A 21,609-nucleotide genomic window follows, 5' to 3' on the forward strand; every position below is an offset into this window, starting at 1 on the left:
CACCCTGACCCTCTCCTCTAAGGGGAGAGGGAAAATGCATATTATGAGAACCATCAATGAGTGAAATGATTTACGGCATCCACGCGGTGCAGGCCCTGCTGGAGCGCGCACCGGAGCGTTTTCAGGAAGTATTTATTCTGAAAGGGCGTGAAGATAAGCGTCTGATGCCGCTGATCCATGCTCTGGAAGCCCAGGGCGTGGTGATCCAGGTGGCAAATCGCCAGTTCCTGGATGAGAAAAGTGAAGGTGCGGTTCACCAGGGGATTATTGCCCGCGTGAAGCCGGGCCGTCAGTATCAGGAAAACGATCTGCCGGATCTGATTGCCGAACTGGATAACCCGTTCTTCCTGATCCTTGATGGGGTTACTGATCCACATAATCTGGGCGCGTGTTTGCGTAGCGCCGATGCTGCGGGCGTTCACGCGGTGATTGTGCCAAAAGATCGCTCTGCGCAGCTGAACGCAACCGCCAAGAAAGTGGCCTGCGGCGCGGCGGAAAACGTTCCGCTGATCCGCGTGACCAATCTGGCGCGCACGATGCGTCTGCTGCAGGAAGAGAATATCTGGATCGTTGGTACCGCTGGTGAAGCGGATCACACCCTGTACCAGAGTAAAATGACCGGCCGTCTGGCGCTGGTGATGGGGGCAGAAGGTGAAGGTATGCGTCGCCTGACGCGCGAGCACTGCGATGAGCTGATCAGCATCCCAATGGCGGGCAGCGTCTCGTCCCTGAACGTTTCTGTAGCAACGGGTATCTGCCTGTTTGAAGCGGTACGTCAGCGCGGGTAATACACAGCAAGGCCGTCCTCAGGACGGCCTGTATATTTGCTCTCTCACCTCACTCCTCGAGCGACCGTAAATGGTCATCCTTTCTCAGCGTCATCAGCGCAAATAGGCTCACCACCGCCGTGGCCATCACGTAATACGCTGGAATATCCACATTGCCCGTCTCTTTAATGAGCCCGGTAATGATCAATCCTGCACATCCCGAGAAAATGGCATTCGAAAGAGAATAAGCCAGCCCAAGCCCGGTGTAGCGCACGCGCGTAGGGAACATCTCCGAAAGCATCGCGGGGCCCGGCCCGGCGAGCATCCCCACCAAACCGCCCGCAATCAGTACCACCAGCGCCTTCACCGCTAGCGTGCTGGACTCGGCCTGCAGAATTTTCAGCAGCGGCAGGGCGAGGATCAACAACAATACGGTGGCGATAATCATCACCGTACGGCGTCCGATCCTGTCGCTCAGGAGACCCGACGGAATAATGGTGAGTGCAAAGCCGATATTCGAAATCACCGCAATCAGCAGCGCCTGGTTGAACCCGGTGTGCAGCGCCGACTGAAGATAGGTTGGCATAATCACCAGATAGGTATAACCCGCCGCAGACCAGACCATCACGCGGCCTATCCCCATGACGATCGCTTTAAGCGTCGCGGCGGTATTCGCCTGCGCAACCGCTGGTTTTTGCTGCTGCTGAACAAAGCTTGGCGTCTCTTCCATGCTCACCCGCAGCCACAGCGCGACCACACCCATCGGCAGAGCGAGAAAGAACGGAATGCGCCAGCCCCAGGCGTGAAGGTCTTCCGGCGTGAGCAGTGCGGAGAGAAACGCCACGATGCCTGCACCTGCTAATAACCCCAGCGCGACGGTAAAGGATTGCCACGCGCCGTAAAGCCCGCGCTTGCCGCGGGGGGCAAACTCCGTCATCAATGAAACCGCGCCGCCGTACTCGCCACCGGCGAACAGCCCCTGCAGAATACGAAGCAGCGTGACGATCAGCGGTGCGGCAATCCCGATGCTGGCGTAGACCGGCACGAGGCCGATGGCGGCTGTTGCCAGCGTCATCAGCACCAGCACGACGATCAGCGTTGGTTTACGGCCAATGCGGTCGCCAATGCGGCCAAACATCACTGCACCCAGGGGACGGAAGAAGAAGGCGATCGCAAACGACGCGTAGGTGAGGATCAGGCTAGTCAGCCCTGACTCGCCGTCAAGCTGGAAGAAGTTTTTCGCAATTACGGTCGCCATAAAACCGTATACCGCGAACTCATACCACTCGATGAAATTACCGATGGAGCCTGCAATTAATGCACGCTTGTGCGCATCCTGTTGCATAACGATCCTCACTGAAAGGGATAAGAATAAATTATTCAATAAAACCTCCTGCACGAAATAGTTTATTCTTATGTTCTGTGAGCCATTTCACGAATGAGAAGGGCGGGATCGCCATCGTGTGACCTCACTCCCATGCAGCGTGCGCGCAGTCTGTCCATACTTATCTTCATTGCCACTGAAGGAGGGACACAGCATGCACTGGCAGACTCATACTGTTTTTAATCAACCTTCAACGCTCTCTAACAGCAACCTATTCCTCTCTGATTGTGCCCTGCGCGATGCGGTTGTCCGGGAAGGGGCCGAGTGGGATAGCGATCTTCTCGCCAGCATCGGCCAGCAGCTGGGAACGGCTGAATCACTGGAGTTGGGCAGGCTGGCGAACGTGAACCCGCCCGAGCTATTGCGTTATGACGCCAAAGGTGAGCGGCTGGATGACGTCCGTTTTCACCCGGCGTGGCACCTGCTGATGCAGGGGCTTTGCGCTAATCGCGTACACAACCTTGCGTGGGAAGATGAGGCGCGTAAGGGCTCCTTTGTTGCCCGGGCTGCACGTTTTGTTCTGCATGCTCAGGTAGAAGCGGGCACGCTGTGCCCCGTCACCATGACGTTTGCTGCCACACCGCTGCTACAGCAGGCGCTCCCGAAATCATTTCATGACTGGCTGACGCCGCTGCTAAGCGACCGCTACGATCCGCACCTGGTGCCCGGAGAGCAGAAGCGCGGCCTGTTGATTGGCATGGGGATGACGGAAAAACAGGGGGGCTCTGATGTACTGAGCAATACCACCAAAGCGGAAAAGTGCAGCGACGGCAGCTACCGCCTGGTGGGGCATAAATGGTTTTTCTCTGTGCCGCAAAGTGATGCACACCTGGTGCTGGCGCAGGCGAAAGGTGGCTTATCCTGCTTTTTTGTCCCGCGTTTCTTGCCTGATGGACAACGCAACGCCGTACGCCTGGAGCGTCTCAAAGACAAGCTGGGGAACCGTTCCAACGCCAGCAGTGAAGCGGAGTTTCTTGATGCTTCTGGCTGGCTGTTGGGGGAAGAGGGGGAAGGCGTACGGCAAATCCTTAGAATGGGCGGACTGACGCGTTTTGACTGCGCGCTGGGCAGCCATGGCCTGATGCGTCGGGCGTTATCCGTGGCGCTATATCACGCCCATCAGCGCCAGACTTTTGGCAAGAATCTCATCGATCAGCCCTTGATGCGCGATGTGCTAAGCCGGATGGCGCTGGTGCTGGAGGGGCAAACCGCGCTGCTGTTCCGCCTTGCCCGCGCGTGGGGTAACCAGACAGACCCGCATGAGGCCGCCTGGGCGCGGCTGTTTACGCCAGCAGCAAAATTTAGCGTCTGTAAAGCAGGCATTCCGTTTGTGGCGGAAGCAATGGAGGTATTGGGCGGTATGGGGTACTGCGAAGAGAATGAGCTACCCCGCTTGTATCGTGAGATGCCCGTTAACAGCATCTGGGAAGGCTCAGGCAATATTATGTGCCTGGATGTCCTGCGCGTCCTGACGAAGCAGCCCGGAATTCTTGATGTGCTCGTCGATGATTTTGCGCAGGTGAAAGGGCAAGACAGACATTTCGATCGTAGCTGGCGACAGCTTCAGCAAAAACTACGTAAACCGCAGGAGGCGCAGGGCAGGGAAATCGCTCAGCAATTGTATTTGTTGGGCGTCGGAAGTCAGATGCTGCGGCATGCTTCTCCGCCCGTGGCACAGGCGTGGTGCCGCATGATGCTGGATACCCGTGGCGGAACGCTTCTGCGCGAGCAGGTACAAAATGACCTGCTGCTGCGCGCCACGGGCAGAGTAGTTTAGCCTTTTAACTGAAACAGACTCACCAGATGAGTGAGGTGTGAACCTTTCTCGCGCAGCGTTTGTGCGGTCTGCTCGCTGCGTGAGACGCGGTCGGCGTTGATATGCGACGCTTCGCCAATGTGGGTCATCGCCAGATTAACCTGGCCGATCCCTGCGGATTGTTCCCGGGAGGCGTGGTTAATCTCTGTGACCAGCTGGCTGATGTTATCGATATGAACGATGATGGAATCCATCGCCAGACGCGTTTGTTCTGACAGCGCGTGGCCTTCACTCACTTTGTTCAGCGTATCGCCAATCAACTGCTCAATTTCTTTCACCGCGTTGGCGCTGCGCGCCGCCAGAGCGCGAACCTCTTGCGCTACCACGGCGAAGCCTTTGCCATGCTCGCCTGCCCGCGCTGCTTCAACGGCCGCATTCAGGGCCAGGATGTTGGTCTGAAAGGCGATGGATTCAATCACACGGGTGATGTCTTCGATGCGCTTCGATGCGTCACGAATATCGTCCATGGTCGATACCGCATTTGTCACCGTCTCGCCGCCCTGATGCACCGCGCGGGACGTTTCACCGACCAGCTGCTGCGTCTGTTCCATATTGGCCGCGTTTTGCTGCACGGTGGCCGCCAGTTGCTCCATGCTGGCTGACGTCTCTTCCACGCTGCTGGCCTGCTTGTTGATCTGCTCGGAAATTTCCCCGCTATCGGACGCCAGCGCGTTAGTGCCCATATGGATCTCGCCTGCGGTTTCACGAACTTGCAGAACAATTTTTTGCAGCCCGCCACCAATACCGTTGATGGCGTCAATGAGTTGGCCGACCTCATCCTGGCGCGTAACGGGTAGGCTGGCGCGGAGATCGCCAGCCGCATACTGTCGGGCAAGGTGAATGACATTGCGCAGTGGGCGCGTCAACATACGACGAATGATGACCACAAACAGGCCGGCGAAAAGGGCAGAAAGCACCACGCCAGCCAGAAGGAAACGGTCACGAAGGGTATTGACGCTGGAGAGCAGTATCGATTTATCCACTTCTCCCACAATCGTCCAGTTCCAGCCAGGTAGCGGAGTATAGGCCATTTTGAGCGTACGCCCGTCGGAACTGACGCGCTCCAGGGTGCCGGATTTATCGCTCAAAAGCTGCTGTTGGATACGGCTATCCCAGTCGGGCAGTTGCCCTTCGGCACTGGAATGGAACAGGTATTGCCCGCGGTTTTTACCGTTGCTGCGATCCAGAACAAAGAAATGCCCGCTTTCACCCAAGCGTCGGTTGAGGACTTTCTCGCGCATCACGTTCCATGAATGGGTGATATCAATGCCCACAAAAATAATCCCGATAATCTGCCCTTCCGCGTCTTTTACCGGCTGGTACTGGGTGATGTAGCGCTTGCCGAACAGCAGGGCCAGGCCACGGTATACCTCGCCTTTGGTCACCGCAGCAAAGGCCGGACTGGACATATCCAGAACGGTGCCCATGGCTCGCTCGCCATTCTCTTTGCGCAGGGAGGTCGCAACACGCACAAAGTCGTTGCCGCTGCGGACAAACAGGGTAGAGATCGCTCCGGTGCGGGTCATAAAGTCGTCAGAGAGCGCATTGTTTTCATGCAGCCCCGTTTCACCCCCTTTCAGGAAAGGGACGTTCAGACCGTTAATCGTCCGGATTTGGCTGTTATCGACGTTCAGGGGCTGAGGTAAGAAGGTGGTGAACAGTCGGGTGTAGCTTTCGACCTCTTCACTCAGGCTGGTATTAAACATCTGCACCATGTCGACCATGCCGGTGGACTGGCTGTGCAGGTCTTCTACAGCGAGGGCTTCAAGCTGCTGGCTGGCTTTATGGCTGAGTAGAAAAGTGAAAAGCAAAAACAGCGTGGCGACACTTATGCCGGTAAGCAGCGATAGCTTAGTGCCCAGGCCCGCGCGGCGAAAAACAGTGTTCATAAATTGCTCATTATTGAAAAGGTATGGCTCTTCAACGGCAACGCGGGAATAACATTTATTGAATTAATGTAACTAAATGTTATTTAATTGTTCTGAAAGGATTTATTTGGAGATAAAAGATTTGCAAAAACGAAAAGCCACTAAAAATAAGTGGCTTTTATCTTGCGCTATTATGCATAAAGAATGGCCTGTACCCGCCAGTGATTGACATGGTTATCTTCCTGCATCTGAATAATGCGATACCAGGACGCGCCCTGTTCATCAGCCTTTAACGCTACGACACGCTCAACGTCTTGCGGGCTCCCCGAAATATTATTAACGGAGATCTGGCCGATTTCATTCAGGCCGGTTACACAATCCGCGCTGGCGAATTCAGCTGACTGTGCGGTTGTGCTCAAAAGGCCTGCTGAGAGCAACAGAGAGGTCAAAGCAAGAGTTCGTTTCATCGTCAGCTCCATTTCACATGTCTCCGGTATCCGCCGGGCAATCCTTCGCGAATAAACTCACTTCCATTGGTGCGGGCAAGGAGTTTATTGTGGACAGGAAAATGTCTATGGACGCAAAGCAGTGTAAATGTCGTTCAAATGATGACCATTACTGACGATACAAAATGGCCTGCGAGTACCATTGTCCCGTAATGATAGTTTCGTCGATCATAATAATGACGTAATAATCTGCTTTGGCGGCGCTGGCTTGAGCCTTGATTGCGTCTTCCGCATCATCCGGGGAACCGCGAACCATCGCGGAGACGGTACCCATTCGCTGTAATCCTTCCGTCTGATTACGTCGAATCTCCTGCGGGTGATCGGCAACCGGCGGTGCGGGTTCCGGCGTTCCCTGTAGCGCACTACAGCCACCGAGCAGAAACACCAGCAATAAAGCAGCAAACCTGCGCATAACCATATCTCGTTTCCTGATAGCCATAGTGTAGTTATCTGTGAATTTAGTTTTGGGGGAATGTTCCCGAAGTGTTATCTGGGGCGTAAATTTCGAATGAAAATATCGCGAAACCGTAACCCAGTTCTCAACATTATGAATCATTCATTAGCATGGGATCGACAATGATTGAACTTGAAACACGGCGCCTTGGCGACCATGAAATTCTACATGCATTTCCTGCGGGGAAAGGTGAGCAACCGCTACCTGTCGTGGTTTTTTATCATGGGTTTACGTCATCAAAGCTGGTCTACAGTTATTTTTCCGTGGCGCTGGCACAGGCCGGATTCCGCGTCGTCATGCCAGATGCCCCAGACCACGGAGCACGATTTACCGGCAACGAGCAGGCGCGACTTGGCCAGTTCTGGCACATCCTGCACGCGAGTCTGACAGAGTTTGCCGGGCTTCGCGCCGCACTTTATCAGGCCGGGCTGGTGGCTGACGATCGTCTGGCGGTGGCCGGGGCATCCATGGGCGGCATGACGGCGCTGGGGATCATGACGCATCACCCAGAGGTGAAGTCCGTGGCCTGTCTTATGGGCTCGGGCTACTTTACGTCACTGTCGCAGACGCTGTTTCCACCTCAGGAATCAACGGGTATTGAAGCGTTGCTCGCCGACTGGGAGGTCACCCGGGCGTTACCGCACCTGGCAGATCGCCCGCTGCTGTTGTGGCATGGCGAAGCGGACGATGTGGTTCCTGCTGCCGAAACCTTCCGGCTACAACAGGCCCTTCAACGTGAAGGGCTGGATGGCAATCTGACCTGCCTGTGGGAAGCGGGTGTGCGGCATCGGATCACGCCGACGGCGCTAGAGGCCACGGTTGCGTTTTTCCGCCAGCACCTTTAAACGAGCCGGATTTTTACACCCTGAGCTTCCAGCTTCTGGAGGATCTCCGGGTTTGCGTGTTTACCGGTTATCACCATGTCGATCTGCTCGGCACGGCTGAACAACATGCCTGCGCGCTCGCCGACTTTGCTACTGTCGACTAGCACAACCAGCTTGCCCACGACGTTAAGCATGTTCTGTTCCGCCATTGCGGTCAGCATATCGGTTTTATAGAGACCTTCAGCGGTAAGGCCTTTGCCGCTGGTAAACATCCAGTGTCCGGCGTAGAGGCTATTTTCGCTGTCTTGCGGGCTGAGGGTGATGGACTGGCTCTTGTTGTACTGGCCGCCCATGATCACCACGCTTTCATGCTCCTGGTCGATCAGGTAATTGGCAAGTGGCAAATAGTTAGTGATGATTTGCACCGGCTTGCCGCACATCTCCCGACCCAGAAGAAATGCCGTAGAGCCGCAGTTAATCACTACGCTCTCACCTGCGTTCACCAGCTGCGATGCGGCTCGGGCAATTCGTACTTTTTCATCGTGGTTGAGCGCTTCATGGATGTTCATCGGCGTCCAGCGCGGGCGCTGCTGGCTAATGGCTTCCGCACCGTTGCGGACTTTTTTCAGTTTGCCACTTTCATCCAGCTTATTGATATCTCGCCGTGCGGTCGCCGGAGAAATCCCTAAACGTTCGATCACTTTTTCGACGGTGACAAAGCCTGATTGCGCCAGGAGTTCCAATAAAATTTGATGCCGTTGCGCTTCCGTCATGAGCTATTCCGATAAGAATTGATTTGAAAAGATGATATTTGAAATAGCATGAAATTACTAAAATAAATATGAAATCGCCAGACACATCGGCCTGGCGATTTGTCTGCGCTATCAGAGGAATGATTTGAACGGCAAATCTGGCTCAATGGTGAAACAATCATCAAAGCCGCGCGGGTAGTGGTACTCGAAAGTATCTTTATCCAGTGGCCAGGTGAACTTGCCGCCCACCTGCCAGATAAATGGCTTGAAGCCGTATTTCAGACGGTCTTTTTTCATCTCCCACAGGACGCGGATTTCCTGGGGATCGGCCTGAAAGTTAGACCAGATATCATGGTGGAATGGGATCACCACTTTGGTGTTCAGCGCTTCCGCCATGCGCAGCATATCGGCGCTGGTCATTTTGTCGGTAATGCCGCGCGGGTTTTCGCCATAGGAGCCGAGCGCCACGTCAATCTTATGTTCGTTACCGTGCTTCGCGTAATAGTTGGAGTAGTGAGAGTCACCGCTGTGATACAGAGAACCACCCGGCGTTTTGAACAGGTAGTTCACCGCACGCTCGTCCATACCGTCGGGCAGCACGCCCGCCGCTTTCTGATCTGCTGGCAGGGTAATCAACGCGGTACGGTCAAAGGCATCAAGCGCGTGGATTTCAACATCTTTGATTTTCACCACGTCACCGGGTTTCATTACAATGCAGCGCTCTTTTGGCACGCCCCAGCCGATCCATAAATCCACGCAGGTCTGCGGCCCAATGAACGGCACATCGTCAGCACAGTTTTGCATAACCGCTGCTGCTACGTTTACGTCGATATGATCGTTGTGATCGTGGGTGGACAGTACGGCGTCGATCTGACGAATAGCAAAGGGATCAAGCACAAACGGGGTGGTACGCAGGTTTGGTTGAAGTTTCTCAACGCCTGCCATACGCTGCATCTGATGGCCTTTTTTCATCAGCGGATTACCGTGGCTCTGTTTGCCGGTGCCACACCAGAAATCGACGCAGATATTTGCCCCGCCTTCTGATTTTAGCCAAATACCCGTACAGCCCAGCCACCACATTGCAAACGTGCCAGGAGCAACCTGTTCCTGCTCAATTTCTTCATTCAGCCAGCAACCCCATTCCGGGAAAGTGCTCAGAATCCATGATTCACGGGTGATGGTGTTCACTTTACTCATCGTTTTGACTCCTGGTTTTAATCAAAAGTAATCACATTGTGATTTGTTGTGATTAATGCTGGCACTATTTAATGCGCTTTGCAATGGCTAAATTGCACGGATTTACTCGATTTTCTTCACGTCAAATCCATGTTTCCGCTGTTAAGCGTTCCGCTAATTATGATTAATTCACTGAATTATATAAGTAATTTATTTTTTGTGGTGCAAGGGTGAAAATCATTACTGATAACAGGGAAATAATTTGCGGGATACATCACAAATAATCAAATTCAATCTTGTGGTGATTATTTGTGATTACTAGAGTGATGGCACCAACCACACAGGGATTGCCCCTCGTGTTCTCATTCTGGAGAGAGTTATGGAGATCCTCTACAACATCTTTACCGTGTTCTTTAATCAGGTAATGACCAACGCCCCGCTGCTGCTGGGTATCGTGACGTGTCTGGGTTACATCCTTCTGCGCAAAAGCGTCAGCGTCATAATCAAAGGCACCATCAAAACCATTATCGGCTTCATGCTGCTACAGGCAGGTTCAGGCATTCTGACCAGTACCTTTAAGCCCGTGGTCGCCAAAATGTCGGAAGTGTATGGTATCAACGGTGCGATCTCTGACACCTATGCCTCCATGATGGCTACCATCGATCGCATGGGGGATGCCTATAGTTGGGTGGGGTACGCGGTGCTGCTCGCGCTGGCGCTGAACATTATTTACGTTCTGTTGCGCCGGATCACCGGCATCCGCACGATCATGCTGACGGGACATATTATGTTCCAGCAGGCTGGGCTGATTGCAGTTTCTCTCTTTATCTTCGGTTACCCAATGTGGACCACGATTATCTGCACCGCCGTGCTGGTCTCGCTCTACTGGGGAATCACCTCCAATATGATGTACAAGCCGACGCAGGAAGTGACCGACGGCTGTGGTTTCTCTATCGGTCACCAGCAGCAGTTCGCCTCCTGGATCGCCTATAAAGTCGCCCCCTTTTTGGGTAAAAAAGAGGAGAGCGTTGAAGACCTTAAGCTGCCGGGTTGGCTGAATATCTTCCACGACAATATCGTCTCCACGGCGATTGTGATGACCATTTTCTTTGGTGCCATTTTGCTCTCCTTCGGCATTGACGTTGTCCAGGCGATGGCGGGTAAAACCCACTGGACGGTCTATATCCTGCAAACCGGTTTCTCCTTCGCGGTGGCGATTTTCATCATCACCCAGGGCGTGCGTATGTTCGTTGCCGAACTGTCCGAAGCTTTCAACGGAATCTCCCAGCGGCTCATTCCTGGCGCGGTGTTGGCGATTGACTGTGCGGCTATCTATAGCTTTGCGCCAAACGCCGTGGTCTGGGGCTTTATGTGGGGCACCATCGGTCAGCTGATTGCGGTTGGCATCCTGGTGGCCTGCGGCTCGTCCATTCTGATTATTCCTGGCTTTATCCCGATGTTCTTCTCCAACGCCACCATTGGCGTCTTTGCGAACCACTTTGGCGGCTGGCGCGCGGCGCTCAAAATTTGCCTGGTGATGGGCATGATTGAAATCTTTGGCTGCGTGTGGGCGGTCAAGCTTACCGGGATGAGCGCATGGATGGGGATGGCGGACTGGTCAATCCTGGCACCGCCAATGATGCAGGGCTTCGCCTCCGTCGGGCTGGTATTTATGGCCGTCATCATCCTGATTGCACTGGCTTATATGTTCTTCGCGGGTCGCACGCTGCGCGCTGAAGAAGATGCGGAAAAACAAACAGCAGAACTGTCTGCTCATTAAGGAGTATCGATTATGACCGTACGTATCCTGGCTGTATGTGGCAATGGGCAAGGCAGCTCCATGATCATGAAGATGAAAGTGGACCAGTTTTTAACCCAGTCAAACATCGACCACACGGTGAACAGCTGCGCGGTGGGTGAATACAAAAGTGAATTGAGCGGCGCGGATATCATCATTGCATCTACCCATATCGCCGGTGAGATCACCGTGACGGGGAATAAATACGTGGTGGGCGTCCGTAACATGCTGTCACCCGCGGATTTCGGGCCAAAACTGCTGGAAGTGATCAAAGAACATTTCCCACAAGACGTGAAGTAAGGACGCCATATGAAATTACGTGATTCGCTGGCGGACAATAACGCCATCCTTTTACAGGCCGAGGCCAGCACCTGGCAGGAAGCGGTAAAGCTGAGTGTAGATCTGCTGGTTAAGGCCGATGTCGTTGAGCCGCGTTATTACCAGGCCATTCTGGATGGCGTTGCGCAGCACGGCCCTTACTTTGTGATTGCTCCGGGGCTGGCTATGCCGCATGGCCGTCCGGAAGAAGGGGTCAAAAAAACCGGTTTTGCTCTGGTGACGCTGAAAACGCCCCTGGTGTTTAACCACGAAGATAACGATCCGGTCGATATTCTGATCACCATGGCCGCTGTTGATGCCAACACCCATCAGGAAGTCGGCATCATGCAGATCGTTAACCTGTTTGATGATGAAGCCAATTTTGACCGTTTACGTGCCTGCCGCACCGAGCAGGACGTGCTGGATTTAATTGATAACGCCACTGCGGCGGCAGTTTAAGAGGGATTTGAAAATGTCATTACCAATGTTGCAGGTCGCGCTGGATAACCAGACTTTATCTCACGCTTACGAAACCACCCGCCTGATTGCTGAAGAGGTAGATATCATCGAAGTCGGCACCATTCTGTGCGTGGGTGAAGGCGTTCGCGCTGTTCGTGACCTGAAAGCGCTCTACCCGCATAAAATCGTACTGGCGGATGCCAAAATCGCCGACGCAGGCAAAATCCTCTCCCGCATGTGTTTTGAAGCCAATGCCGACTGGGTCACCGTAATTTGCTGTGCAGATATCAATACCGCGAAAGGTGCGCTGGACGTGGCAAAAGAGTTTAACGGCGACGTGCAAATTGAACTGACCGGCTTCTGGACCTGGGAGCAGGCACAGGAGTGGCGTGACGCGGGCATTCAGCAGGTGGTTTATCACCGTAGTCGCGATGCTCAGGCTGCAGGTGTGGCGTGGGGAGAGGCGGATATCAGCGCTATCAAGCGTCTTGCCGATATGGGCTTTAAAGTCACCGTAACGGGTGGGCTGGCGCTGGACGATCTGCCGCTGTTTAAAGGCATTCCCATCCACGTCTTTATTGCCGGTCGCAGCATTCGTGATGCGGCATCTCCGGTGGAAGCGGCGCGTCAGTTCAAACGCTCAATTGCTCAGCTTTGGGGCTAAGGAGCGGGTATGTTGTCAAAACAGGTCCCGCTTGGCATCTACGAAAAGGCGCTCCCTGCGGGGGAGTGCTGGCTTGAGCGGTTACAGCGGGCAAAGCAGCTGGGTTTTGATTTTGTCGAAATGTCAGTGGATGAGACGGACGAGCGCCTTTCCCGACTCGACTGGAGCCAGGAGCAGCGCCTGGGGTTAGTGAGCGCGGTTGCAGAAACGGGCGTACGCGTGCCGTCAATGTGCCTGAGCGCCCACCGACGTTTTCCGCTCGGGAGCGAAGATGATGCCGTACGCGCGCAGGGGCTGGAGATTATGCGTAAAGCCATTCGCTTTGCGCAGGATGTGGGTATCCGGGTTATCCAGCTCGCCGGGTACGACGTTTATTATCAGGAGGCCAACGACGAGACGCGCCGCCGTTTTCGTGACGGTCTGAAAGAGAGCGTCGACATGGCAAGCCGCGCCCAGGTGACGCTGGCGATGGAGATCATGGATTATCCGTTAATGAACTCTATCAGTAAGGCGCTGGGCTATGCGCACTACCTGAATAACCCGTGGTTCCAGCTCTATCCCGATATCGGCAATCTGTCGGCCTGGGATAACGACGTACAAATGGAGCTGCAGGCGGGGAGGGGGCATATCGTGGCGGTACACGTCAAAGACACCCGCCCTGGCGTATTCAAAAACGTGGCGTTCGGCACCGGGGTGGTGGATTTCGAACGCTGCTTCCGGACGCTCAAGCAGACGGGGTATTGCGGACCGTATCTTATTGAGATGTGGAGCGAAACGTCAGATGACCCGGCAGGGGAAGTGGCAAAAGCACGCGACTGGGTGCGTGAGCGCATGGTGCGAGCAGGATTGCTGGAGGCTGAACATGCGTAAACTCAAGCAACAGGTCTTTGAGGCCAATATGGATCTCCCGCGCTATGGTCTGGTGACCTTCACTTGGGGTAACGTCAGTGCTATCGATCGTGCGCAGGGACTCGTGGTGATTAAACCCAGCGGTGTGGCGTATGACACCATGACCGTTGACGATATGGTGGTGGTCGATCTCGACGGAAACGTGGTGGATGGAAAATGGCGACCTTCTTCAGATACCGCGACACATCTTGCGCTATACCGGCGGTTTCCTTCACTCGGCGGGGTAGTGCATACGCACTCAACTCATGCGACGGCCTGGGCGCAGGCGGGGCGGGCGATTCCTGCGCTGGGAACGACCCATGCCGACTACTTCTTTGGCGACATTCCCTGCACGCGTGCGCTAACCCAGGCGGAAGTGGAAGGCGAATACGAGCTGAACACCGGCAAGGTGATTATCGACACGTTGGGTGAACGCGAGCCGCTGCATACGCCGGGCATTGTGGTGTATCAGCATGGCCCATTTGCCTGGGGAAAAGATGCTCACGACGCGGTGCATAACGCGGTGGTTATGGAAGAAGTGGCTCGAATGGCGTGGATTGCCCGCGAAATTAACCCGCATCTTCAGGGAATGGATGACTACCTGATGAACAAGCATTTCATGCGTAAGCATGGCCCAGACGCGTATTACGGCCAAAAGTAGTGGTTAAAAAAAGCCCCCGGGCAGGGGGCAAGTCAAACGATGGCTATATTCTCTTTGTTGGCTTTCCTGGTGCTAGCGTTATCGGTAAATATCTGCACTGGCGTGCATATTTCCGTTGCTGCCGGGCTCACGCATCAGTATGACGTGATAGTACTTTGCGCCCTGCGCGTCCGTTTCTTCATTAAGTGCCTGATCTGCTTCACTCTCGGTGGCGAAATTGTGATTGATGTAGATTACGCCCAAGCTTTGCACATCATCCATGTTTCTGGCCTGTCGGCCTTCTATCTTAATGGCTGCCAACGCGTTTGCACTAAGCAAAAGCGCAGCCAGTATGATGAATGCGGTTTTTTTCATGATATACGCTCCACGACTGCGTGCTGTGTGACGGTCTAAATTTCTCCTTTGGTTTTTCGATGGGTTCTGATTAAAGTTTAATCCCTTATCTGATGGGCATTGGTGACCATTTCTGATGCAGTTGTTCAAAAAAACAACGCTTCCCAATGCGATTAATTTTAAATCACCCACTTAGACCAGCTTGGCGCTTTGTGCGAATTATTTGCGCAATCAGCTTGAGTTTCCTGGGGGGGGCAAGTATTATGGCGCGTCAATTTTTCAGCCGACCTTTAACACGTTCCTTGCCTCCCCGGGCCTCGGCTGACCCAGACAGGAGGCTGAATAATCCGTAAGGAGCAATTCGATGCGTCATTACGAAATCGTTTTTATGGTCCATCCTGACCAGAGCGAACAGGTTCCGGGTATGATCGAGCGCTACACTGGTGCAATCACTGCAGCAGAAGGCACGATCCACCGTCTGGAAGACTGGGGCCGCCGTCAGCTGGCTTATCCGATCAACAAACTGCACAAAGCTCACTACGTTCTGCTGAACGTTGAAGCTCCGCAGGAAGCGATCGATGAGCTGGAAACTAACTTCCGCTTCAACGATGCCGTTATCCGCAGCATGGTTATGCGTACTAAGCACGCAGTTACCGAAGCATCTCCGATGGTTAAAGCGAAAGACGAGCGCCGTGAGCGTCGCGATGATTTCGCTAGCGAAACCGCAGATGATTCTGATGCTGGGGATTCTGAAGAGTAATTTCTGATGACCAACCGTCTGGTGTTGTCTGGCACTGTGTGCAGGCCCCCCCTTCGTAAGGTCAGCCCCTCAGGAATTCCGCATTGCCAGTTCGTGCTTGAGCATCGTTCTGTGCAAGAGGAAGCCGGTTTTCACCGGCAGGCGTGGTGCCAAATGCCCGTTATTATTAGCGGACACGAAAACCAGGCCATTACTCACAGTATAACGGTCGGCAGTGCAGTGATCGTTCAGGGGTTCATTTCTTGCCACAAGGCAAAGAACGGCCTGAGCAAAATGGTTCTGCATGCCGAGCAGATTGATTTGATAGATTCTGGAGACTAGCCATATGGCACGTTATTTCCGTCGTCGCAAGTTCTGCCGTTTCACCGCGGAAGGCGTTGTTGAGATCGATTACAAAGACATCGCAACGTTGAAAAACTACATTACCGAAAGCGGTAAAATTGTCCCGAGCCGTATCACCGGTACTCGTGCAAAATACCAGCGTCAGCTGGCTCGCTGCATCAAGCGCGCTCGCTACCTGTCCCTGCTGCCGTATACCGATCGTCATCAGTAATCGGCCGCTGTCTATTAACGACTTTAAGAGGATAAGGTAATGCAAGTTATTCTGCTTGATAAAGTAGCAAACCTGGGTAGCCTGGGTGATCAGGTTAACGTTAAAGCGGGCTACGCTCGTAACTTCCTGGTACCACAGGGTAAAGCTGTTCCAGCTACCAAGAAAAACGTAGAGTTTTTCGAAGCACGTCGCGCTGAACTGGAAGCCAAACTGGCTGACGTTCTGGCGGCTGCTAACGCTCGCGCTGAGTCAATCAACGCACTGGGCACCGTTACCATCGCGTCTAAATCTGGCGACGAAGGTAAACTGTTCGGTTCCATCGGTACCCGCGATATCGCTGATGCAGTCACTGCAGCAGGCGTTAAAGTGGCTAAGAGCGAAGTTCGTATGCCGAACGGCGTTCTGCGTACCACTGGTGAGCACGAAGTTGACTTCCAGGTTCACAGCGAAGTATTCGCTAAACTGGTTGTTAACGTAGTAGCTGAGTAATTTTTTACTCTGCTCGCGTCGAAGCGCCGGCCTTGTGCCGGCGTTTTGCTTTTAGAGCCGCCATAAATCACCCTTTCCTCTTGTAGGGTAGCTATTCCTGTCGCATTCTCTGATAATAAATTGAAACGCAATTTTATTTATGAGATTTGCCATGGATACCGCACTGACCACGCCCGTCTTTGCCCGTCGAAATGTGGCCTATGCCTGCGCCACGCTCTGCTGTCTGCTGTGGGGAAGCTCTTACCCGGCCATCAAAAGCGGCTATGAACTCTTTCAGATCGCGACTGATGATATTCCGTCCAAAGTGGTATTCGCCGGCTACCGTTTCCTGTTTGCCGGAGCGCTGCTCCTGCTGTTCGCGTTGGCGCAGCGCAAGCCCATCGCCAGGTTAACGCCCGCACAGTTTGGCCAGTTGACGATCCTGGGGCTGACTCAGACCTCCATTCAGTACACCTTTTTCTACATAGGGCTGGCTTATACCACCGGCGTGAACGGCTCTATCATGAATGCGACGGGCACCTTCTTTAGCGTGCTGCTGGCGCACTTTATCTATCACAACGACAAACTCAGCTATAACAAAACGCTGGGCTGTATTCTGGGGTTTGCCGGGGTGATGCTGGTTAACTTTCACAGCGGGTTAAGCGAATTCCATTTTGTCTGGAACGGTGACGGCTTTGTGGTGCTGGCTGCTTTTATCCTTTCCGCCGCCACGCTCTATGGGAAGCGTATCTCTCAGACGATTGACCCGACGGTGATGACCGGCTGGCAGTTGGCTATCGGCGGTCTTGTACTGGTGTCTGGGGGATATGTTACTGGCGGGACGCTGGAAGTGCATAGCGTCACTGCGGTGGCGGTACTGGGTTATCTGACCCTGCTCTCATCCGTGGCTTTTGCCCTGTGGAGCGTGCTGTTGAAAGTCAATCGCGTCAGCATGATCGCACCGTTCAACTTCGTTGTGCCGGTCGCAGGCACCGTGCTTTCCGCCATATTCCTTGGCGAGAACATCCTGGATATCAAATATGCGATTGCGCTGGTGCTGGTGTGTTCGGGGATCTGGTGGGTAAATAAGCGAAGCATCAAAGGGTAATTGCCGGGCGTCGCTGGCGCTTGCCCGGCCTGCAAGATTAACGTGCTCTGATAAAACTGCCGTCTGGCTGGCGGGTAAACAGTACCTGCTGGCCATTTCCCGTATCAATTGTAAGCCCGGTAACTACGCCGCTGGCATTCTGGCGAATCTGGACCATCTGGCCGTTCTGGAGGTTGCTCAGCGGCTTGCCCGCACCTTCGACCTGCGCCATGGCATACACGTCGGTCGGAGGAAGGTTGTGGTCGCGGAACATTTGAGCAAGTGTTTTACCCGGCTCTACGCGATAGGAGCGCCACTGCTGCTCGATACCGGTGGGCTGCTGCGCCTGTGGCTCTGTGGGGGCAGCTGCCTGCTCCTGCGGTTGTTCTTCCTGCACGGGTTCTGGCTCGACAGGGGCAACCTGACCCGGGTCGTTTGACGGGGTGACCAGCTGCGTTTGCATCGGCTGGGAATCAGGCTGCGGCTGCGTTTGCGACCGGATATCCAGCTGCGCATTACGCGTAACAGGAGCGTTATCGACATCATCGCCGCCGGAAGGAAGCAGGAAGCCGACGATCACCAGCAGTGCCCCTATAATAATGCCGCGGCGGTGCAGGGGCGGTAGCGGGTCCATAATGCGAAAATTGTCCGGCGCCTGCCAGATTTTCGCCAGGGTAGGTTTCAGTTCAAATCGCCCGGGCATGGCTTTCCTCCTGCTCCGCGTCTTTTTATCCTGTGCTCCGAAGTATAGTTCGCTAACTGCCTGAACGACGTAGCAAACCCGACATCCGTGACATCAGTTCGGGATTAATCCTGGTTCTCTCTATTGTTTCTGTTTCGCTGCGGTTTGTCACCTTAACTTAAGACAAAGTTTTACCCATAAGGGCATGGCTGATATGCTGCCCGCTACTTTAAATGTGATGGAAGGAAAACCCATGACCACCCCGACTTTTGACACAATCGAAGCGCAGGCAAGCTACGGCATCGGCTTGCAGGTAGGACAGCAGCTGAGCGAATCCGGCCTGGAAGGTCTGTTACCTGAAGCGCTGGTGGCGGGTATCGCTGATGCGCTGGAAGGTAAGCAACCGGCTGTTCCGGTAGATGTGGTGCACCGTGCGCTGCGTGAAATCCACGAACGTGCAGACGCCGTGCGTCAATCGCGCTTCGAAGAGATGGCAGCAGAAGGCGTGAAATATCTGGAGGAAAACCGCGAACGTGAAGGCGTGAACAGCACAGAATCTGGCCTGCAGTTCCGCGTGATCAACCAGGGCGATGGCGCAATTCCTGCTCGCACTGACCACGTTCGCGTTCACTACACCGGTAAACTGATCGACGGTACCGTGTTCGACAGCTCCGTTGCGCGCGGCGAGCCGGCTGAATTCCCGGTTAACGGCGTTATCGCTGGCTGGATTGAAGCGTTGACCCTGATGCCAGTAGGGTCTAAATGGGAGCTGACTATCCCTCAGAATCTGGCTTATGGCGAACGTGGCGCTGGCGCGTCCATCCCGCCATTCAGCACCCTGGTGTTTGAAGTCGAGCTGCTGGAAATCCTGTAATCGACTTTTCTTATTTCCTCTCTCCGTGCGGGGAGAGGAAAAGAGTGATAAAACCTATAGTTACGACGGAATCAACATTTTATCTTGCAAACGAAACTGTTGCGTGTATTTTTGTGAGCTGTTTCGCGCTGTATGAGTGATATGACACTCACTTTCAACATATTATTAACATAATATCCAAATCATAGTATTCATCCCGCCGATTCTTACCTAATATCGATTAGCCCTATACAGGGTCCGTCATCTTTTGACGTATTTAAAGGCCAGAAGAGCCTTAACAACACAGACAGGCATAAACAGGAAAATATCACATGGTAGATCAGGTCAAAGTCGCCGCCACAGAAGAGGCGTCGTCTGAACAGTCGCTGCGGCGAAATCTCACAAACCGTCATATTCAGCTTATCGCCATAGGCGGTGCCATCGGTACCGGGCTGTTTATGGGGTCAGGCAAAACCATCAGTCTTGCCGGGCCGTCGATCATCTTCGTTTATATGATCATCGGTTTTATGCTCTTTTTCGTGATGCGCGCAATGGGTGAATTGCTGCTCTCGAATCTCGAATACAAATCCTTTAGCGACTTTGCTTCTGACCTGCTCGGGCCATGGGCGGGCTATTTCACTGGCTGGACCTACTGGTTCTGCTGGGTCGTGACCGGCATGGCGGACGTGGTCGCCATTACCGCGTATGCGCAGTTCTGGTTTCCCGGCCTCTCTGACTGGGTCGCCTCGCTGGCGGTTATCGTGCTGCTGCTTAGCCTGAACCTTGCCACCGTTAAAATGTTTGGTGAGATGGAATTTTGGTTCGCGATGATCAAAATCGTGGCGATTGTGGGGCTGATCGTCGTGGGTCTGGTGATGGTTCTGACTCACTTCCAGTCGCCAACCGGCGTTCAGGCCTCGTTTACCCATCTGTGGAATGATGGCGGCTGGTTCCCGAAAGGCATCAGCGGCTTCTTTGCCGGTTTCCAGATTGCGGTATTTGCGTTTGTCGGGATTGAGCTGGTGGGCACCACGGCTGCGGAAACTAAAGACCCGGAGAAATCGCTGCCACGCGCGATTAACTCCATTCCCGTGCGTATTATTATGTTCTACGTCTTCGCGCTGATCATTATTATGTCCGTGACGCCGTGGAGCTCCGTGGTTCCAACCAAGAGTCCGTTTGTTGAGCTGTTCGTGCTGGTAGGGCTGCCAGCGGCAGCGAGCCTGATCAACTTCGTGGTGTTGACGTCAGCAGCCTCGTCGGCGAACAGCGGCGTGTTCTCGACCAGCCGCATGCTGTTTGGTCTGGCGCAGGAAGGCGTAGCGCCGAGCGCGTTTGCCAAACTGTCTAAGCGCGCGGTGCCGGCGAAAGGGTTGACCTTCTCCTGTATCTGTCTGCTGGGCGGCGTGGTGATGCTCTATGTGAATCCGAGCGTTATTGGCGCGTTCACCATGATCACCACGGTCTCTGCAATCCTGTTCATGTTTGTCTGGACCATTATCCTGTGCTCGTATCTGGTGTACCGCAAGCAGCGTCCGCATCTGCATGAAAAATCGATCTACAAGATGCCGCTGGGCAAGCTGATGTGCTGGGTGTGCATGGCGTTCTTCGTGTTCGTGCTGGTCTTGCTGACTCTCGAAGATGACACCCGCCAGGCATTAATCGTCACGCCGCTGTGGTTTATCGCGCTGGGGCTGGGCTGGTTGTTTATCGGTAAGAAACGCATGGCAGGTATGCGTTAATAAAAAAGGCCACATAGGCTGTGGCCGAAACAAACGACATGAAGGCGCTCTTGGGCGCCTTTTTTATTCGCCTGCGAGGGCTCGCGGGAACAGAACGTTGTTCTCAAGACTGATGTGCTCCATCAGGTCGTCGATCATGTCATTAATACCGTTGTACATCGCTTTCCACGTGGTACAGGCCTCAGGCGGCGGCGTGACGTTATCGGTAGCGTGTTTAATCACTTCCAGCAGCTCGCCCGCATCATCATGTTCGCTTTCCATCACGCTGATTGGCCCCATTGCCTGGCTGCCCATTCCCTGTTTAATCATCGGAAAGAGGATCTGCTCTTCTTTCATCATGTGGCTGGACAGCTCCTCGTGCAGCATGGTCAGGTATTTTGCCAGACCGCGCGGTACCGAAGGTTTATCGGCATGAACGCGCTCAACTTTTGTTGCCTGCAGGATCAGCTCCGGCAGTTGCTCGCGGTGGCGGTCGTGGTAACGCACAAGGATGTGGTCGATGATTTCTGCCAGCGGTGCGGTGCGCCAGTCTTTGTCGATAGTCTGCTCGGCCAGCTTCGCCAGTTCCGCTTCGATAACGTCGACATCCAGCTCTTTGCGCGAGGCCGCACGCGCCAGGGTTTGCCTGCCGCCACAGCAGTAATCCATATCGTATTTACGAAACAGCGCAGAAGCGCGAGGGATGGAGAGCGCCAGCTCGCCCAATGGTTGGTCGCGGAAGGCCATAGCAGTTACCTCGTCATGAATAATATAAAGTGCATATTAAATGCATCTTTACGGAGGCGCTATAACCCTT

At 54.1% G+C, this 21,609-nt stretch carries 25 protein-coding genes; 16 read left to right on the forward strand and 9 right to left on the reverse strand.

Translation table 11 applies throughout. From position 1 onward, the window contains the following. Positions 1-56: 56 nt before the first annotated feature. Complete coding sequence (gene rlmB, locus V5P19_RS18010) at positions 57-788, forward strand: 23S rRNA (guanosine(2251)-2'-O)-methyltransferase RlmB (RefSeq protein WP_334405732.1); 732 nt, start codon at positions 57-59, stop codon at positions 786-788. Between the two features lie 49 nt (positions 789-837). Here rlmB and V5P19_RS18015 read toward each other — a convergent pair whose 3' ends face one another. Beyond that, positions 838-2,112, reverse strand: a complete 1,275-nt coding sequence (locus tag V5P19_RS18015; protein ID WP_334405734.1) for an MFS transporter — start codon at positions 2,110-2,112, stop codon at positions 838-840. A 193-nt stretch (positions 2,113-2,305) separates the two neighbouring features. On the opposite strand from V5P19_RS18015, the gene V5P19_RS18020 reads away from it, so the two are divergent. Further along, positions 2,306-3,928 (forward strand): isovaleryl-CoA dehydrogenase, encoded by a 1,623-nt coding sequence (locus V5P19_RS18020; RefSeq protein WP_334405736.1) that lies wholly within the window; start codon positions 2,306-2,308, stop codon positions 3,926-3,928. Here V5P19_RS18020 and V5P19_RS18025 read toward each other — a convergent pair. The 3 genes from V5P19_RS18025 to bsmA all read right to left on the reverse strand — a co-directional run bounded on the left by V5P19_RS18025 (position 3,925) and on the right by bsmA (position 6,780). Continuing rightward, on the reverse strand, positions 3,925-5,856 hold the full coding sequence (locus tag V5P19_RS18025) for a Cache 3/Cache 2 fusion domain-containing protein (RefSeq protein ID WP_334405738.1): 1,932 nt from the start codon (positions 5,854-5,856) through the stop codon (positions 3,925-3,927). The genes V5P19_RS18020 and V5P19_RS18025 overlap by 4 nt on opposite strands. A 170-nt stretch (positions 5,857-6,026) precedes the next feature. Further along, positions 6,027-6,302, reverse strand: a complete 276-nt coding sequence (yjfN, locus tag V5P19_RS18030; RefSeq protein ID WP_334405739.1) for a DUF1471 family protease activator YjfN — start codon at positions 6,300-6,302, stop codon at positions 6,027-6,029. A 148-nt stretch (positions 6,303-6,450) separates the two neighbouring features. After that, entirely contained in the window at positions 6,451-6,780 is a 330-nt protein-coding gene (bsmA, locus tag V5P19_RS18035) for a biofilm peroxide resistance protein BsmA (RefSeq protein ID WP_334405741.1), read from the reverse strand. A 137-nt stretch (positions 6,781-6,917) separates the two neighbouring features. Between bsmA and yjfP the strand changes: the two genes are divergently transcribed. Further along, a complete protein-coding gene (gene yjfP / locus V5P19_RS18040) occupies positions 6,918-7,640 on the forward strand; it encodes an esterase (RefSeq protein ID WP_334405743.1) in 723 nt (240 codons plus the stop codon). Here the strand turns inward: yjfP and ulaR are convergent. Together ulaR and ulaG are read right to left on the reverse strand one after the other, a co-directional pair. Then, positions 7,637-8,392, reverse strand: a complete 756-nt coding sequence (gene ulaR / locus V5P19_RS18045; RefSeq protein ID WP_334405745.1) for an HTH-type transcriptional regulator UlaR — start codon at positions 8,390-8,392, stop codon at positions 7,637-7,639. The two genes, yjfP and ulaR, sit on opposite strands and share 4 nt — an antisense overlap. Before the next feature lie 111 nt (positions 8,393-8,503). After that, positions 8,504-9,568, reverse strand: a complete 1,065-nt coding sequence (ulaG, locus tag V5P19_RS18050; protein WP_334405747.1) for an L-ascorbate 6-phosphate lactonase — start codon at positions 9,566-9,568, stop codon at positions 8,504-8,506. Positions 9,569-9,926: 358 nt separating this feature from the next. On the opposite strand from ulaG, the gene ulaA reads away from it, so the two are divergent. From ulaA to V5P19_RS18080, 6 genes are read left to right on the forward strand one after another with little or no spacing between them, the layout of a single operon-like run. Next, a complete protein-coding gene (gene ulaA, locus V5P19_RS18055; RefSeq protein ID WP_334405749.1) occupies positions 9,927-11,327 on the forward strand; it encodes a PTS ascorbate transporter subunit IIC in 1,401 nt (466 codons plus the stop codon). Between the two features lie 12 nt (positions 11,328-11,339). After that, positions 11,340-11,645 carry a PTS ascorbate transporter subunit IIB gene (gene ulaB, locus V5P19_RS18060; protein ID WP_000218362.1) on the forward strand — a complete coding sequence of 102 codons (306 nt, stop codon included), beginning with the start codon at positions 11,340-11,342 and terminating at the stop codon, positions 11,643-11,645. A gap of 9 nt (positions 11,646-11,654) precedes the next feature. After that, positions 11,655-12,122, forward strand: a complete 468-nt coding sequence (gene ulaC, locus V5P19_RS18065) for a PTS ascorbate transporter subunit IIA (protein WP_334405751.1) — start codon at positions 11,655-11,657, stop codon at positions 12,120-12,122. A gap of 13 nt (positions 12,123-12,135) precedes the next feature. Next, positions 12,136-12,786: a 3-keto-L-gulonate-6-phosphate decarboxylase UlaD gene (gene ulaD / locus V5P19_RS18070; protein ID WP_219290224.1), complete on the forward strand. Its 651-nt coding sequence runs from the start codon at positions 12,136-12,138 to the stop codon at positions 12,784-12,786. A gap of 9 nt (positions 12,787-12,795) precedes the next feature. After that, entirely contained in the window at positions 12,796-13,656 is an 861-nt protein-coding gene (locus V5P19_RS18075) for an L-ribulose-5-phosphate 3-epimerase (protein ID WP_334405756.1), read from the forward strand. Then, positions 13,649-14,335 (forward strand): L-ribulose-5-phosphate 4-epimerase, encoded by a 687-nt coding sequence (locus V5P19_RS18080; RefSeq protein WP_334405758.1) that lies wholly within the window; start codon positions 13,649-13,651, stop codon positions 14,333-14,335. Before V5P19_RS18075 ends, V5P19_RS18080 begins: the two co-directional genes overlap by 8 nt. Before the next feature lie 78 nt (positions 14,336-14,413). Here V5P19_RS18080 and yjfY read toward each other — a convergent pair whose 3' ends face one another. Beyond that, positions 14,414-14,689: a DUF1471 family protein YjfY gene (gene yjfY / locus V5P19_RS18085; RefSeq protein WP_334405760.1), complete on the reverse strand. Its 276-nt coding sequence runs from the start codon at positions 14,687-14,689 to the stop codon at positions 14,414-14,416. A gap of 343 nt (positions 14,690-15,032) precedes the next feature. On the opposite strand from yjfY, the gene rpsF reads away from it, so the two are divergent. The 5 genes from rpsF (at position 15,033) to V5P19_RS18110 (ending at position 17,557) form a co-directional block, all read left to right on the forward strand. Further along, positions 15,033-15,428: a 30S ribosomal protein S6 gene (gene rpsF / locus V5P19_RS18090; protein WP_334405762.1), complete on the forward strand. Its 396-nt coding sequence runs from the start codon at positions 15,033-15,035 to the stop codon at positions 15,426-15,428. A 6-nt stretch (positions 15,429-15,434) separates the two neighbouring features. Next, positions 15,435-15,749, forward strand: coding sequence for a primosomal replication protein N (gene priB / locus V5P19_RS18095; protein WP_334405764.1), 315 nt, complete (start codon positions 15,435-15,437; stop codon positions 15,747-15,749). A 4-nt stretch (positions 15,750-15,753) separates the two neighbouring features. Further along, positions 15,754-15,981 carry a 30S ribosomal protein S18 gene (rpsR, locus tag V5P19_RS18100; protein ID WP_002210155.1) on the forward strand — a complete coding sequence of 76 codons (228 nt, stop codon included), beginning with the start codon at positions 15,754-15,756 and terminating at the stop codon, positions 15,979-15,981. Between the two features lie 39 nt (positions 15,982-16,020). Next, complete coding sequence (gene rplI / locus V5P19_RS18105; RefSeq protein WP_334406072.1) at positions 16,021-16,470, forward strand: 50S ribosomal protein L9; 450 nt, start codon at positions 16,021-16,023, stop codon at positions 16,468-16,470. Positions 16,471-16,621: 151 nt separating this feature from the next. Further along, positions 16,622-17,557 (forward strand): DMT family transporter, encoded by a 936-nt coding sequence (locus V5P19_RS18110; protein ID WP_334406074.1) that lies wholly within the window; start codon positions 16,622-16,624, stop codon positions 17,555-17,557. Positions 17,558-17,594: 37 nt separating this feature from the next. On the opposite strand, the gene V5P19_RS18115 is transcribed toward V5P19_RS18110, so the two are convergent. Continuing rightward, positions 17,595-18,239: an OapA family protein gene (locus V5P19_RS18115; RefSeq protein WP_334406076.1), complete on the reverse strand. Its 645-nt coding sequence runs from the start codon at positions 18,237-18,239 to the stop codon at positions 17,595-17,597. Between the two features lie 232 nt (positions 18,240-18,471). Between V5P19_RS18115 and fklB the strand changes: the two genes are divergently transcribed. After that, complete coding sequence (fklB, locus tag V5P19_RS18120) at positions 18,472-19,092, forward strand: FKBP-type peptidyl-prolyl cis-trans isomerase (RefSeq protein WP_334406078.1); 621 nt, start codon at positions 18,472-18,474, stop codon at positions 19,090-19,092. A gap of 311 nt (positions 19,093-19,403) precedes the next feature. After that, entirely contained in the window at positions 19,404-20,813 is a 1,410-nt protein-coding gene (gene cycA / locus V5P19_RS18125; RefSeq protein WP_334406080.1) for a D-serine/D-alanine/glycine transporter, read from the forward strand. 63 nt (positions 20,814-20,876) lie between these two features. On the opposite strand, the gene ytfE is transcribed toward cycA, so the two are convergent. Further along, a complete protein-coding gene (gene ytfE, locus V5P19_RS18130) occupies positions 20,877-21,539 on the reverse strand; it encodes an iron-sulfur cluster repair protein YtfE (protein ID WP_334406082.1) in 663 nt (220 codons plus the stop codon). Positions 21,540-21,609: the final 70 nt, after the last annotated feature.

It is taken from the genome of Enterobacter sp. UNJFSC 003, assembly GCF_036903355.1.
Lineage (GTDB): Bacteria > Pseudomonadota > Gammaproteobacteria > Enterobacterales > Enterobacteriaceae > Enterobacter.

Coding starts and splice junctions, on each gene's coding strand:
- yjfP (WP_334405743.1), top strand. CDS start 6,918: ATGATTGAACTTGAAACACGGCGCCTTGGCGACCATGAAATTCTACAT.
- V5P19_RS18025 (WP_334405738.1), bottom strand. CDS start 5,856: ATGAACACTGTTTTTCGCCGCGCGGGCCTGGGCACTAAGCTATCGCTG.
- bsmA (WP_334405741.1), bottom strand. CDS start 6,780: ATGGCTATCAGGAAACGAGATATGGTTATGCGCAGGTTTGCTGCTTTA.
- rpsR (WP_002210155.1), top strand. CDS start 15,754: ATGGCACGTTATTTCCGTCGTCGCAAGTTCTGCCGTTTCACCGCGGAA.
- rlmB (WP_334405732.1), top strand. CDS start 57: ATGAGTGAAATGATTTACGGCATCCACGCGGTGCAGGCCCTGCTGGAG.
- ulaR (WP_334405745.1), bottom strand. CDS start 8,392: ATGACGGAAGCGCAACGGCATCAAATTTTATTGGAACTCCTGGCGCAA.
- ulaG (WP_334405747.1), bottom strand. CDS start 9,568: ATGAGTAAAGTGAACACCATCACCCGTGAATCATGGATTCTGAGCACT.
- yjfN (WP_334405739.1), bottom strand. CDS start 6,302: ATGAAACGAACTCTTGCTTTGACCTCTCTGTTGCTCTCAGCAGGCCTT.
- ulaA (WP_334405749.1), top strand. CDS start 9,927: ATGGAGATCCTCTACAACATCTTTACCGTGTTCTTTAATCAGGTAATG.
- fklB (WP_334406078.1), top strand. CDS start 18,472: ATGACCACCCCGACTTTTGACACAATCGAAGCGCAGGCAAGCTACGGC.
- ulaB (WP_000218362.1), top strand. CDS start 11,340: ATGACCGTACGTATCCTGGCTGTATGTGGCAATGGGCAAGGCAGCTCC.
- V5P19_RS18015 (WP_334405734.1), bottom strand. CDS start 2,112: ATGCAACAGGATGCGCACAAGCGTGCATTAATTGCAGGCTCCATCGGT.
- V5P19_RS18110 (WP_334406074.1), top strand. CDS start 16,622: ATGGATACCGCACTGACCACGCCCGTCTTTGCCCGTCGAAATGTGGCC.
- cycA (WP_334406080.1), top strand. CDS start 19,404: ATGGTAGATCAGGTCAAAGTCGCCGCCACAGAAGAGGCGTCGTCTGAA.
- ulaD (WP_219290224.1), top strand. CDS start 12,136: ATGTCATTACCAATGTTGCAGGTCGCGCTGGATAACCAGACTTTATCT.
- V5P19_RS18075 (WP_334405756.1), top strand. CDS start 12,796: ATGTTGTCAAAACAGGTCCCGCTTGGCATCTACGAAAAGGCGCTCCCT.
- priB (WP_334405764.1), top strand. CDS start 15,435: ATGACCAACCGTCTGGTGTTGTCTGGCACTGTGTGCAGGCCCCCCCTT.
- V5P19_RS18020 (WP_334405736.1), top strand. CDS start 2,306: ATGCACTGGCAGACTCATACTGTTTTTAATCAACCTTCAACGCTCTCT.
- ulaC (WP_334405751.1), top strand. CDS start 11,655: ATGAAATTACGTGATTCGCTGGCGGACAATAACGCCATCCTTTTACAG.
- V5P19_RS18080 (WP_334405758.1), top strand. CDS start 13,649: ATGCGTAAACTCAAGCAACAGGTCTTTGAGGCCAATATGGATCTCCCG.
- yjfY (WP_334405760.1), bottom strand. CDS start 14,689: ATGAAAAAAACCGCATTCATCATACTGGCTGCGCTTTTGCTTAGTGCA.
- ytfE (WP_334406082.1), bottom strand. CDS start 21,539: ATGGCCTTCCGCGACCAACCATTGGGCGAGCTGGCGCTCTCCATCCCT.
- rplI (WP_334406072.1), top strand. CDS start 16,021: ATGCAAGTTATTCTGCTTGATAAAGTAGCAAACCTGGGTAGCCTGGGT.
- V5P19_RS18115 (WP_334406076.1), bottom strand. CDS start 18,239: ATGCCCGGGCGATTTGAACTGAAACCTACCCTGGCGAAAATCTGGCAG.
- rpsF (WP_334405762.1), top strand. CDS start 15,033: ATGCGTCATTACGAAATCGTTTTTATGGTCCATCCTGACCAGAGCGAA.